Consider the following 15,475-nt stretch of genomic DNA (forward strand, 5'->3'; position numbering starts at 1 on the left):
ATTGTCCTGTGATCTAAGCAAAGTTCAGTAAAGCGTTAGCTTGTTACTAGACCAAATCATTCATCTTTTTATACTATGCGAGTTATTTATAATGATCTGCAATGAAGTTCCGACCATATGTACATTCCATTTCTCCAAAAGGATATGGCATACGATATATCAACAGGTATTGGCTAATTGACGAAATATCGCTGGCTGAATCTTCAAAAAGCAGACATATGTTTCTAAAAATCAATTAAATATACAATGGCACTCGCTTTGAAATACTCTTTACGGCTTAGCACGATTACCATCAACATAAATCTTAACCATTATGCAACCACTATGTCCCCATGATCGGAAATCTCCGCCACAAGACTTTAAGGCCTTATCATTAAAAGGATGCTCAACTGTCCGGCGTATTACCTGTGAGCATCATAAATCGGCATCCTTTTATTCAGAAGAAAATATGCTATTCTTCATACTTGAAGGAACAATAACTATACGCTGCGCGCGTAACACGTATGAGATCAATCAGCATAAAATTGCTTTTATAAAAAGGAATACCCTGTTCGAACTAGAAGAATTTTCGGCTACTGATGCAGGTGCTAATACCGAATACGTCTTGTTTACGCTCACCAATGAGCTGGTAAAGGAATTTACGAAGCTGGCTGCTGTGTGCGTAAATGCTAATGAAGAGTCATTTCCGGTGATCGTAAGCGATACGCAGAAAGAACTACACAATTACATGGCATCGCTTGAACCATACATTCAGGTCTCGCAGACCGTGGACACCAACCTGATCAGACTGAAGGTCCTGGAACTGTTATTCTGTCTATCGAGATTGCATAAAGATATAATTACACATTTGCTGGACATTAGAGATCATTTCAGGATGGACATCACTACTACAGTTGAAAGTAATATAACTAACCCCATCACGTTAAGTGAGCTGGCCACGTTATCAGGAAGAAGTCTCTCCAGTTTCAGAAGAGACTTCGCAGCCATTTACAAAATGCCCCCGTATCAGTGGATAAGACAAAAGAAACTCGAAAAATCAAAGGAATTATTGTTGAGCACAACTATGACCATCACCGACGTATGTTATACAACAGGATTTGAGAGTGTAGCACATTTCTCCAGGTTATTCAAGTTACAGTTTGGATGCCCGCCCTCAGCTTTCAGAATGAATGTACAGGCCTAGGCTGCCACGTCAGCGTAAGTTATTTTTCGGGATACGCTAGCCACGATGTTCCCTGTGAATTCCAAGCTTTTTAAGTTTTGAATTTAGGGTAGATGCGGGCAACCCCAGTAATTCTGCAGCTCCTCCGGGACCAGATATCCTGCCATTAACTTTTTTCAGGATTTTGAGAATATAATCTTTTTCCTGTTCCTGTAAAGTCTGAATGACGGATGGCTGTTCATTTTTATTGTTATCAAATACCGTTTTTACAGCAGGTAAATAGACGGTGTGAATCGTTTCAGTATTGGTCAGCAAAACACTACGCTCAATCACATGCTCAAGCTCCCGTATGTTGCCCGGCCAGTCATATCCTATAAGTTCTTTCAGGGCTTTCGCATTCAACGCATGAATGATTTTCCCGGCCTTCTTGGCATATCTGGACACAAAATGGGAGGACAAAATGGGAATATCTTCTTTACGGTCCCGCAATGGGGGCAACATAATAGGGAAGATATGCAGTCTGTAGTATAAGTCCAGCCTAAACCGACCGTCTGTGATCATTTGTTCCAGGTCACGGTTCGTGGCAGCAATGATGCGAACATCTATCTTGATGGTTGTTTTGCCGCCGATCCGTTCGATCTCCTTTTCCTGTAATGCGCGAAGGAGCTTTACCTGCAGCTCCGGGGACAATTCACCAATTTCGTCCAGAAATAATGTGCTTTTATCCGCCAGCTCAAATTTGCCTATCCGTCTGTCAATAGCGCCCGTAAAACTTCCCCGTTCATGACCAAAAAGTTCACTTTCTATAAGACTTGCCGGCAGAGCCGCGCAATTTATTTTAATCATTAACTCCTTCTTACGGGGGGAGGAATTATGAATAGCGCGTGCAATCAATTCTTTTCCTGTCCCCGTTTCCCCGAGTATCAACACGGTACTCTCTGAAGGAGCAACCTGCTCTACCAGCGTTAATACCGATTTGATAGCAGGACTCGATCCGATAATTTCAGAATGATTATGATTGATCTTAATTTCCTGTTGCAGGTAATAATTTTCCTGCTCGAGTCGCTGCTTATAATTATTTATCTCGGTCAGTTGCTTTTGAATCTTCTCATTAGCGACAATATTTGCAGCAGCTATAGATAATTGATGGGTTACGCCAGACAAGATATTCAATTGATTGTTATCTAACCACTCTCTCTCCCTGGAGAACAGCATAAAAAATCCGATTATCCTGTTATCTTCTTTCAACGGCGCGATCAGCATCTCGAGAGATCCACCATCATAGTTTCTTCTTATAAAATCGGGCGCCAGCCCAGTGTTCACAAACTCATTCAAATCTACCAGTACAAAACCGCTGGAAACCATTTCAAATGCACTATTTTTCAAAGGCACATTCTCTATGATCACCTGGTTATACTCCCATTCTTCCGGATCTTTCTCCTGAGGATCCAGGATAAATGTGATACAGCTTTTCTTATCATCATTGATACACGCGATCATCGCATGTGAAAACCGGAATAGTTCCCGGAGCTTTGTATTCAGCAATTTAAGAAACTGCATTTTGTCATGTATGGCCGCAATAGCATTGCTGAAGTCGAGCAGTTTACTCTTCTCAATTTGTCGTTCATAATTGTTCTCAATAGTTAGGATATTTGAAATGGCAACTGCCAATTGAGAACATACGCCTTTCAGCAGGCTGCTTTTCACCTCAAACTGAACACCGTTCTCCACTACAAAGTGAGCGGTACCGATTGCGTGCCCTCCAATTCGCAAAGCCGCTGTGAGTAAACGTTCTGCACCGGTAGCAGCCAGGAATTTAATATAAGCCGGCGGGTTAGGTCTGCTAAGTAGATCTGCCATATTATACACAATAGGATCCTCTGAGGCGATGATCTCACGGTATAAGGATTCATGCGCATCATATCTTGCCTTTAGCATTCTTTCCATATCAAACTGCTGATCAGTGGGTTTGTCTTCATCCATGAAAAAGATGCTATAGGTATCTCCGTCTTCCTTGATCTTTGAGAATCCCAGGCGTCTGACAGAAAACAATTCCTTAATGCTTCCGGAAATAACCCTGAAGAGATCTTCCCTGTCTTTAACTGAGGCGATTTCATTACTCAATGATAACAGGAGATTCTTCTCCTGTTCGCTGGCCAGTATTTTCTCATTAGCCAGAATATTGGAAACAGCAACGCCTATCTGGGCACATATGCCATTTAATAACATGCTGTTTGCTTTGGAATCATCCCTGCTTTCGAAATGTAATGGCACAAATCCCACCAGGACGCCACCTACACGGAGGGGCACATGCAGGTAGTATTGATGCCCTGCTTCTTTCCAGAACCTGACATATTCAGGCATTCCTGTCTGCGCCGCCACTTCTGCAACGTCAAACCAGATCGGTCCCCTGGCATCCCTCACCTTCGTGAAGATGGGATCGTCCGTACTATACCGGGCCGAAGTGACAACATGAAAACCGGGCGTCGATTTCGTTCTATCTGAAAAATCCAGGACAAATGCACTATATGTCTGCCCATCCTCATCAACCTGCGCAATACCAAACTCGTTGACAGATAGCAGCTTCTTGATGCGTGTATTTACGATGAGAGACAGGTTTTCTCTTGTCTTTAAAGCCGCAATCTCATTACTGAGCGATAATAAAACATTTTTCTCCTCATCCCTTTTCTTTATTTTCTCATTCGCGAGGATATTGGAAATGGCCATCACCAGCTGTGTACTAACAGATTTCAGCAAATGGATCATTTTCAGAATTGTCTGCCTACCGTCCACATGAAAATTAATAAATCCTACAGCCACCTGGCCATCCCATAGTGGCACTGATAACACCTTCCTGATCCCAGCCCTTTTCCAGAAAGACACATACGCGGGTATGCCGGGCTTGGTCAGCAGTTCATCCACATCCAGCAGCGTAGGCTCTTTTGACTGTGTGATCATCCTGAAAACAGTATCCGTTACTGTATACTTCGCAGAAGTGACCTTTTCAAATTCGTCTACTCTCCTGGTGTCATTGCTCATTTCCATGTAAAACGCTCCATAAGACTTCCCGTCTTCATGTACATAAGCAATCCCGAATTCGGTTACAGATAATGTTTTTTGTATGAATCCATTAACGAAACGGGAAAGGTCCTCCCGTTTTTTAATGGTAGCGATTTCATTACTTAAAAGCAGTAACTTGTTTTTTTCCTCCTCGTTCATAACACGGTCTTCAGCTGCGATGATATTTGCTGTCGCAATCGCGATCGGATATGATATCTTTCTAAGCACCTCAAGCATCCCCTTATCGCAACGTTCATCGGGCTTAAAGAACACTATCCAGAACCCTATCAGCAACGATCCATCGATAAGTTTTATCGTTACACATTTCCTCACCGGTGGATTTTCTGAGGTATTAAGATCGCCATCTGCCACGGGCTGCAAGGAATCTGTATAGCTCAGGACAGGCTTATGCCCCCCTTCAATGCTTTCATCCATAATGGCATAACCGATATCACAATAAAATGTATAATTATCAGCCCACTTTTCCCGCCCGTCAAAAATGTAGGGATGAGCCGTCATAGTAGTGTTATCTACGCGAAGGACCATACAACTACTGAACGGGACGATGGAATTTAATCTGGTGTTGATAAGAGATAGTAAATCTGTTTTGGCTCTTATACGTGCGATTTCATTACTCAGTGAGAGTAATTGGTCATCCTGCTTAAATGATTGAAGCGTCATGGCGTTGGGGAATAGTGTTCTTACTGGCAATAGTCCTTAACATCCGGCATTCCGAACTGGCAGAATACCGCTATCATGTCCCTGTAAAGAACAACGAGCACCCGGGGAAAGTTTGATTGAATTTCGAACAAGAAGTGTTTGACCCATAAAAAGATGGAAAATCAATTACTATTAAGTCAGTTAAACACACGCAAAACACTGGTTATTAATATAATATACAATCACCCAGCTACACCACTTTGAGAAATGATACCATTAGATTTTTACAACGCATATATATTTCTCACCTCATATGAATACATATTTTCCGATGCCATAACCAGGTAAACGGGTAGCAGTGACGATTTGCTGCAATGAATTTATTATTATCTTACAACGGATGAACGTACACGTTGACGGATTCACGACCCACTTTTTACCATAGAAAGACTAAACTATTACCCGCGTATGAAAAAACTAGTATTGCTGTTTTGCTTTATTGCACAGATTACCCAGGCACAAAAAGCCAACGATGTGACCACGCCACTGCATGCGCTGCAACCCGACTATCCTTTTCCTTATAAAGTGATGTCAACATCCGAAGTAAAAACCACGTTAGACCGGATACTGGACTACCTGGACGCCGCTACCCCTGCAGAATGGGTGAACCGCCGCACCAATGAGCCAGTAACACTGACCACGACCGCCGATACCAGCATCACCTTTAAACCGGGTGATTTCCGTCTTACCAGCTACGAATGGGGCGTAACCTACGCCGGTATGCTGCGGATAGGCGAAGTCACCGGCGATGAACGATATAATATCTATACGACGGAACGACTGAACTTCCTCGCTAAAGCGTACCCTTTTTTCAAAAAACTGTATGAACAAGATCCGAAAGCAGTAAACGCTTTACGGCAGCCCGTCGCCCCACATGCCCTTGATGATGCAGGTGCCATGTGCGCGGCCATGATCAAAGAATACCACCGTACTAAAGAACCGGCGCTACGTCCGCTGATTGACCATTTCATTCAATACATTTCCACCAAAGAGTACCGCCTTGCAGATGGTACGCTGGCCAGGAACCGTCCACTGAAAAATACACTGTGGCTGGACGACCTGTTTATGAGCGTACCCGCCCTGGCGCAAATGGGCAAACTGACCGGCGATACAAAATATTACAACGATGCTGTTAAACAGGTATTACAGTTTTCAAAACGGATGTTTAACAAAGACCTCGGTATCTACATGCACGGCTGGGTTGAATCAATGGAGGTGCACCCGGAATTTCACTGGGCACGGGCAAATGGCTGGGCAGTACTGGCCATGACCGAGCTGCTGGACGTATTGCCAACACAGGCAAAGGGTCGTCAGGAAGTACTGGCACAACTGCGCGCGCACATCAAAGGACTGGCACAATATCAGTCAGGACAAGGGTTCTGGCACCAGTTACTGGACAGGAACGACAGCTACCTCGAAACCTCCGCCACCGCTATTTATGCCTACGCTATCGCCAGGGCTATCAATAACGGTTGGATAGATGCCAAAACATACATGCCGATGTGTTTACTCGCGTGGAGCGCAGTATCCACCAAGGTCAATGCCCACGGAGAGGTAGAAGGCACCTGCGTAGGCACAGGCATGGCGTTCGATCCGGCATTCTACTATTACCGCCCGGTCAATGTATACGCAGCCCATGGTTATGGCCCGGTACTACTGGCGGGAGGAGAGATCATCTCATTGCTGCAAAAGTATCCATTGGAGATCAATGACAGCGCCCTGATGCTAAATGACAACTAAATTACTGATCAAACCCAATTCCCTATTTACCTACACAATACATTATGAGCTTATTTAAAAACATCTTCTCAGGCAGTAAGCCTAAACACACGGACTTTTCACCCGGTGACATATTTTACATGGAATCAGGTAAAAAGTACCAACTGTATAAATTGTTAGCGGTGGATGCTGCTTTTGACTGCTACCATGTGCTGAGTTATGCACCTTTGGACAGCCTGCCTGCTGTAGCTGAGCTCCCGGTTATTCCGGTGTTCATCTATCATTCTCCGGTTGACAAAAATGGTTTCCCGAATGCGAAACTATGGACAAACGCTCCTGTCACAGCGGACGACCTGATTGGCTACCACGAATACCTTCGGCAAACACAGGCACCTAAAGAGTACATCCCGCTTGCTAATCACTACTATAAAACCGGCAACAGCCTGGCGAAAGAAAAGAAATATGAAGCATCGATTGACGCCTATTCAAAGGCGATCGATCTCTTCCCGCAATTCTTTGAAGCATTGGACAACAGGGCATTCAGTAAAATGGACCTGGGGCGATGGGGGGAAGCAATAGCCGATTTCAGTCTCTCCCTGGAATTACGGCCGAATAGCTTACTGGCCGAATTCTCCATAGGCGAATGTTACTTCAAAATGAGAGACTACCAGCATGCAAAGCGGCAATTTGAAATAGCACTGACCATTGCACCGGGTAATGAACACGCTACCCGTTACCTCGCCATGGTAAATGATATATTAAGCGAGCAGTAAAAATCCATATACGAAAAAGGGGCCATGCGCCGGCCCCTTTTTTATATCTGCTACGCATTATTCGCTGCAGAAGCTCCGGGAAAAACAAGTATCTTTCAAACACGCCCCGCTCCGATTTATTTGGCAGATTAAACTACTCATCGTAATTTTAGTGTAGATGATAGGTAACTAGCCATAGAAGATCGAGTTACACCCCAACAATTAACAACCATATTTACTTTACCCCAAACACGACGCCTTTTATGTTCGAGGACATAGATAAAAGGAATGCACGTGTCCCATCGTCTCAAAACGCCAGTAATCAACCTGTTAATACTGCTTTGGAAAAACCGCAGCCTTCCGGCGCGTCCCAGAGTATACAACTGGAAATTCCACAGGTAAATCTTCCCAAAGGAGGCGGGGCACTTACTTCCATCGATGAAAAATTTGAAGTGAACGGTGCCAATGGCACCGCTGCATTCAGTATACCCATTCCACTGTCACCCGCCAGGAATGGATTCGTTCCCACGATGGGCCTGTCCTATAATTCCGGCGGTGGGAATACTGTCTTCGGCCATGGCTGGAGCTGCGAGGTTCCCGCTATACAACGCAGGACAGACAGGCAATTGCCCACCTATACAGATGATGATGTCTTTATCTTTTCAGGGATGGAAGACCTCGTACCCGTGCTGGAATACAAAGTGGACCATTGGGAACCGAAGGTTACTATATCGGATGAATATACCATCCGCTCCTACCGGCCACGTACGGAGGGGAGCTTCTCCCGGATTGAACAGATCAGCCATCCGGATAAAGGCTTCTACTGGAAAGTCACTACCCGCAACAATATCACGACCATCTTCGGCCGCGATGATAACAGCCGGCTGACGCATCCGCATCAACCGGAGAAGGTATTCAAATGGCTGGCGGCGTTCAGTTTTGACTGTATGGGCAACTGGATCAGATATGAATATGAGCCGGAGAACCGTGATAACGTGCCCGCTTCCTCCCATGAAAAGAACAGACTCACGCCCGCCATACAGCCCTTCACGAACCGCTATCTAAAAAGAGTGAAATATGCAAACAGGGCGCCTTACTATATCAACCCTGACGACGTATATGATCCTCAACCGCCCGTGGATGAACGTTATTTCTTTGAGGTTGTCTTCGATTATGGCGAACATGATACGGCTACGCCACGACCAGTAGCGGATACTACATGGCCCTGCCGGGAAGATCCCTTCTCTGATCACCGCGCAGGTTTCGAGATACGCACCTACCGGCTATGCCGGCGTATACTAATATTCCATTACTTTGAAGAACTGGGTAACGATGCCTGTCTGGTACGCTCCCTCGACCTGACACATAAAGGCTCCGGCATCAATAACAGCGGGCAACACGAACTGACCTACCTCTCGTCAGTGACGCAGTCCGGTTACATCCGCCAGAATGATACCTACTCCAAAAAGTCATTCCCCCCATTGTCATTCAACTACCAGGAACTGCAATGGAATAAAAACATTCATACCGTCTCCCCGGAAAGCAGCCTACATATGCCCACAGGCATCAGTAATGCATATCAATGGGTGGACCTGTACAATGAAGGTATCGCAGGCATCCTTTCCGAACAGGGCAACGGCTGGTACTACAAAAGCAACCTTGGTGATGTGGACGAACTACAGGAGGTCAGGTTCTCTCCTGCCCGGCCGGTCATCCCAAAACCCTCCTTTCTTGGTATCCAGGCGGGTACGCTGACCATCCAGGACCTCGATGGGGACGGGAATAAACAGGTCGTTGTCAATTCTGATGGATTACAGGGCTATTTCCCGCTCTCCGATGACCAGCAGTGGACAATGTTCCGTCCATTTGAAGAACGGGCCAATATAAGACCTAAAGACCCGAATATCCGGCTATTTGATGTTGATGGGGATGGTTTGCCTGATATCGTGATGAGCGAAGACAATGTATTCTCCTGGTTCCCCTCCAAAGGCACCAGGGGATATGATGCCCGCAGGAATACCTCCAAACCTTTTGATGAGGAACAGGGCGCCGCCATCGTTTTTGCTGATCCCCTGCAAAGCATCTTCCTGGCCGATATGACCGGAGACGGTCTGACGGACATCGTCAGGATACGGAACGGGGAAGTCTGCTACTGGCCTAATACCGGCTATGGCAGCTTTGGTGCGAAAGTGACCATGAGCAATGCTCCGGTATTCGATCATCCGGATCATTTCAACACGTCCTTCCTCCAACTGGCAGATATCAGCGGCACCGGCGTCAGTGATATCATCTACCTGGGCAGGAACAGCTTCTGCGCCTTCCTCAATCTTAGCGGTAACGGCTGGAGCAATGCGCATGAGATAGCCCCGTTCTTCCGCATCAGCAAGCCCGGACAACTCGCCGTCATCGACCTCCTCGGTACGGGTACCGCCTGTATCGTGTGGTCATCAGATCTTCCGGGCGACAGCCAGGCGCCTATGCGGTACATTGATCTCATGAACAGCAAAAAGCCACACCTGCTTATTCAGTATAAGAACAACCTGGGTAAGGAAACCAGTATCCATTATAAAAGCGCTACCTGGTTCTACCTGAAAGACAAACAGGAAGGGACGCCCTGGATCACCCGGCTGCCTTTCCCCGTGCATGTCGTGCATAAAACACAACTGGAAGACAAGATCAGTAACACAAAGTTCAGTACGGAATATCACTACCACCATGGTTACTACGATCATGCTGAACAGGAATTCCGCGGCTTTGGTATGGTAGAACAGATCGACTCAGATAGCTACGCCAACTGGGAGAAGAACACGGCCGGCACGCAGCTGGAACGTACTGAGACGCTGTTCCAGCAACCGGTATTGACCAAAACATGGTATCATACCGGTGCATTCATCGACCGCGATAAGATCCTGTCTCAATATCAACAGGAATACTGGTATAATATCCTGATACAGAAAGGCTTTCCTGTGGCTACCACGGAGCCTGTGCTGCCGGATGCGCTGATCACTATAGCGAACAATATCGCTCCGCAGGTCTCCGCACTCAGCACCCGGGAATACCGCGAAGCCCTGCGCGTATGCAAAGGCATGATGCTACGGCAGGAAGTTTTCTCCCTGGACACGCCACTGATAAATCCGACCAGCGATGAGATCAGAAGAGGGCTAACGCCTTTTTATACCGCTACACACAACTGCCATATTAAACTGTTACAACCCCGGGCAGGAAACAAGAACGCCGTATTCACCATTACGGAAAGCGAAGCGCTCACCATCCAGTATGAAAGGAATACGTCAGATCCCCGCATGTCACATACGCTGAACACGGTCGTGGATGACTTTGGATTAGTACTTGAAAAGGCTGCTGTCGTTTATTCCCGGCAGGAAGATGATCCGTCCTTACCGGCAGCCGTCATTGCTGCGCAGAACAAAACGTTCATCTGTTATAATAAGTTCTCTTTCACCAATGATATTACGACACCGCCGATCTACCGGCTTCGCCTCCCAGCTGCTTCCAGTAGTTATGAACTGACTGGCATTGCAAAAACAGGTATATTATACCGGTTGGCCGATTTCACGGATGTACTGGGCGCCGCAACTACCGAAATCCTTTATGAACAAACAGCTGGCATCGCTCCCGCCAGACGACTCATAGAAGACCAGTGTACAACTTACCTGGACGATACGCTCACCACGGAACTGCCTGTCGGACTACAGGGCGCTGTTGGTCTCAAATACCAGCAATACCAGTTAGCATTTACGCCTTCGCTATTGCAACACATCTTCGCGCCAAAGATCAGTCCAGCTGAAGCAAACGCCCTGCTGACCAGCGCCCATTATGTACAGCGACCTGGACATCCCGGCTGGTGGATTCCGTCGGGTATTATCCATAATGTGCTGACCGGCGAGACGATTGCCGATGCGAAAAACCGGTTCTATGCACCGTTACTGTACACAGATCCTACCGGCGCTGATACCTCCGTTACCTACTACAAGGATTATTTCCTGCTGATCAATGGTACGGAAGATGCCCTGCACAACAGCACCCGTGTAGATGCGTTCAACTTCCGGACACTTCAACCGGCTATTGTCAGAGACAGCAACGATAACATCACCCAGTCTGTTTACGACGAACTCGGGTTATTAAAAGCAGTGGCTTTCCTGGGGAAAGATCTTAACAATGACGGCATCGCCGAACTGGATATAGCAGATGATCTCACCGGCATCACAGAACTGACCTTACCTGCTGAGCAAACTGCCATCACCACATTCTTTAATACAGAAGACGCGGCAGCACTGATGACGGCCGCTGCTGACCTGCTCCGGCATGCTACCATCCGCTATGTATACGATTATGACAAATACCGCATCAACGGGGCCCCCGTAGCGGTGTCGACCATCACCAGGTCGGTACATCATGCCAACGTCTCACCCGACAATCCACTGCAACTCTTCATGGCCTTCGAATATACCAGTGGTAACGGTCAGCCGGTAATGGCCAAAATGCAGGCCACTCCAGGCATCGCCACTAAAGTGACCGTGAATGACGACAATACCTATACGGTCGCTCAGGTGGATACTGCCGCACAGGATCCACAACGGCTCAGATGGGTGGGGAACGGCCGTATTGTACTCAATAATAAAGGAAAGCCTGTAAAACAATACGAACCCTATTTTTCTGTCACGCCTTTCTACGAAACACAGCCTGAACTTGTGGAGACAGGCGTATCCCCTGTTGTCTACTACGATCCCCTGGGAAGGATTGTACGTACCGTAATGCCGGAAGAGACCTTTACCAGGACGGTCTTCACTCCCTGGAAACGGACCGTATATGATGTGAATGATAACATCGCCCTCTCCAACTGGTACCTGAAACGTATCAACAATGAAATAGATGCGGAACTGATCGCAGCTGGCAAAGACCCCACAAGGGAAAAAGAAGCGGCGCAGCAAACAGCCGCCCATGATAATACGCCTTTTACCATGCACCTGGACCCACTGAACCGGGACATTTACAGTGTAGAACATAATGTCGTCGCTGGTACCGATGAATTCTACAACACCTTTACCCAGATGGATATTGAAGGCAATATCCTGTCTGTTACAGACGCGAGGAATAATGTGGTCATGCGCTACCGCTATAACATGCTTGGACACGCAGGCTACCAGCAAAGCATGGATGCAGGAGAACGCCGGGCACTGAACAACGTGACCGGAAAGCCTGTTAAAACCTGGGATGACCGCAATCATACCTTCCTGTTCACTTATGATATTCTACAGCGGCCACTGGATTCCCGCGTTACCGGCGGCGACGGCCCCGTCCCACTGGATAATGTATTCAGCAGGACCAGCTATGGAGAAACAGCGCCTGATAACAAACAGCATAACCTGCGTGGCCGGGTGCACATCACCTACGACTCGGCGGGAAAACTGGAATCTGTAGACTATGATGCCAAAGGTAACCTCGTACTTTACCACCGGCGGCTCACATCAGACTATAAACAACTGGTCGACTGGGCAACGCCCAATCCGGATACACGCCTGGAGGCGGATAACTATACCACGACAGCCAGCTATGACGCTATTGCACGCATCTACCGGCATGCCTTCCCAGATGGCAGTATACTGGAACCGCGTTATAATGAAATGAGTCTGCTGAAAGAAATCCGGATGAACGGGACCTTTTATGTAAAGAACATCGACTATAACGAAAAAGGACAACGTAGCAGGATCGTCTATGGTAATGATGTCAATACCCGCTACAGCTACGACAAATTCACTTTCCGTCTCACCCGGCTGGAAACAAAACGTAACAACAACGATCCTCTCCAGGATAACTACTATACATACGACCCCGCGGGCAATATCACACATATTGCCGATAAGAACATACCAGTTGTCTTCTTCAACAACCAGAAAATAGAAGGGGTTACCAACTACCGGTACGATGCTGTTTACCGCCTTACCGGCGCTGCCGGCAGGGAACATGCAGCCGCAGCAGGTGCTGGTCCGTCGGACAATTTCGATGACCTGCCCTTTCTGCAGCCATATAGTCAGGGCAACGCGCTTGGCTGGAGGAACTATACGCAGGAATACGACTATGACACAGCAGGGAATCTGAAACAGGTAAGGCATACTGCTGCTGGTGGTGACTGGACACGTGACTATTCTACCGACGCTGCCAGCAACCGCCTCTTGTCCACTACTACCGGCGCTGGTACATTCGTTTATCCGCATCACCCGACTCACGGCTACATCATGGGCATGCCCCATCTCACGGTTATGCAGTGGAATTTCAAAGATCAGCTCCAGGCAGTGTCCAGACAAGCGGTGAATGCCGGCACACCTGAAACCACCTGGTATGTGTACGATGGCTCAGGTCAGCGGATCAGGAAAGTCACCGAGCGACAGGCTGCGGAAGGTGTTATGCCGCTGAAGAAATCACAACGTATCTACCTCGGAGCTGTAGAGTTGTTTGAAGAATATGACAACGCCAACAATCCCGTGCTGCAACGCAACACCCTGCATATCCTGGACGATACCCGCCGCATTGCGCTCATAGAAACGCGTGTCTCAGGTAATGATGATGGTCCGCAGCAACTGGTACGTTACCAGTTCGATAATCACCAGGGCTCCGCCTGTATCGAAACTGACCAGGACGCGCGCGTGATCAGTTATGAGGAATACCATCCCTTCGGTACGACCTCCTATCAGGCTATTGACAAGGACATCAAAGCGGCCTATAAACGTTACCGCTATACCGGCATGGAACGGGACGAAGAAAGCGGGTTCCAGTATCACAGTGCCCGCTATTATCTGCCGTGGATCGGGCGATGGCTCAGTGCTGATCCGATAGGTATTGGCGACGGACTGAATGTCTACCGGTATGCCAGGAATAATCCGCTAATGTATGCCGATACCAGTGGTACTTCCTGTGCAGATTCGGTACCTGTTGCAACGAACGAAAAGAAGGATAAAGAGAAGAAAGAAAAAAAAGAACTGGAAGAGACCGCAGCTCTTACGGCACTGACCGGAGAAGCTCCCGGAGATGGCGCGACGGGTGGCGGAGGCTTTGCCGGACCAGGAGGTGGAAATGCCCCCGGTGGCGGGTCTACCGATGCTGGTGGCGCCATCGGCGACAGCATTCTCAACGGACTGAAAGGACTGGGTAAATGGATCGGTGAAGCCCTGGGCAAACTATGGGACTGGATCAAGGGTGCCGCGTCGACCGTCTGGAACTGGATCAAAGGTGCGCTCTCTTCTGCCTGGGATTGGATCAAGGGCGCGGCCAGCACTATCTGGGAAGGCATCAAAGGCGCTGCAAGCGCTGCCTGGGACTGGATAAAAGGAGCTGCTTCCACCGCCTGGAACTGGATAAAGGAAACAGCTAGCAAGGTGTGGGAATGGACCAAACAGAAAGCAACTGAATTCTGGAACTGGTTCGCAGGGGACGATGGCTTCCTGGAAGACTTTCTCGAAGTGGTCGGTCACCTTACCTGGGGACTACCCGCTACCCTGGCAGGCTTCCTGTTCAGTCTCTTCAACTTCACGATCGGTAACCTGATCGTAGCGATCCACAATGATTCCGCAGCAGCCAATGACCAGTGGGAGTATGCGAGTATTTCCATCGGCGGACCTAATAACGAGAATGATATCATCGGCAACTACGGCGGCATCCTGAATGTGGGTGGACTCAGTGAAGCCGTCACCCTGGGCCCTTTTGTATTCTTCCAGGGATCAGGTGCCGCCGCGACAACAGCAGGTGCTACAAGTATACAGGACTATTACGCAAACCACGAAACACCACAGTCCATTTATTTGTCCAACACACCACTCCGCACCGCCGATCATGAAGAAGGGCATGAAGACCAGAACCTTTTATATGGTCCGTTCACATTGCTGTTCGGACTGATATTCAGTCTGCTGCCTAACGGCCTCAAATCACCGCACAACAGCGGATGGTACTGGTATGACCGGCAGGCTAATAAGTGGTCAGGTGGTAACAGCATCGCTCATCCAAATACGACCGTACATCCATAACATTTCCATTCATACTTAAACCTCAA

Annotated in this window: 5 protein-coding genes; 4 read left to right on the top strand and 1 reads right to left on the bottom strand. The window is 47.8% G+C overall.

The window, feature by feature from the left end; all coding sequences use genetic code 11:
* Positions 1–448: 448 nt before the first annotated feature.
* Positions 449–1,183, top strand: coding sequence for a helix-turn-helix domain-containing protein (locus GWR21_RS04265; protein WP_162330545.1), 735 nt, complete (start codon positions 449–451; stop codon positions 1,181–1,183).
* Positions 1,184–1,219: 36 nt separating this feature from the next.
* Here the strand turns inward: GWR21_RS04265 and GWR21_RS31455 are convergent, their stop codons facing one another.
* On the bottom strand, positions 1,220–4,903 hold the full coding sequence (locus GWR21_RS31455) for a sigma-54-dependent Fis family transcriptional regulator (RefSeq protein WP_238430179.1): 3,684 nt from the start codon (positions 4,901–4,903) through the stop codon (positions 1,220–1,222).
* Positions 4,904–5,350: 447 nt separating this feature from the next.
* Here GWR21_RS31455 and GWR21_RS04275 point away from each other — a divergent pair, with 447 nt between their 5' ends.
* The 3 genes from GWR21_RS04275 (at position 5,351) to GWR21_RS04285 (ending at position 15,449) form a co-directional block, all read left to right on the top strand.
* Positions 5,351–6,682: a glycoside hydrolase family 88/105 protein gene (locus tag GWR21_RS04275; RefSeq protein WP_162330546.1), complete on the top strand. Its 1,332-nt coding sequence runs from the start codon at positions 5,351–5,353 to the stop codon at positions 6,680–6,682.
* A 44-nt stretch (positions 6,683–6,726) separates the two neighbouring features.
* Positions 6,727–7,434, top strand: a complete 708-nt coding sequence (locus GWR21_RS04280; protein WP_162330547.1) for a tetratricopeptide repeat protein — start codon at positions 6,727–6,729, stop codon at positions 7,432–7,434.
* Positions 7,435–7,676: 242 nt separating this feature from the next.
* Complete coding sequence (locus GWR21_RS04285; protein WP_162330548.1) at positions 7,677–15,449, top strand: SpvB/TcaC N-terminal domain-containing protein; 7,773 nt, start codon at positions 7,677–7,679, stop codon at positions 15,447–15,449.
* Positions 15,450–15,475 lie beyond the last annotated feature (26 nt).

The organism is Chitinophaga agri, assembly GCF_010093065.1.
Taxonomy (GTDB): Bacteria; Bacteroidota; Bacteroidia; order Chitinophagales; family Chitinophagaceae; genus Chitinophaga; species Chitinophaga agri.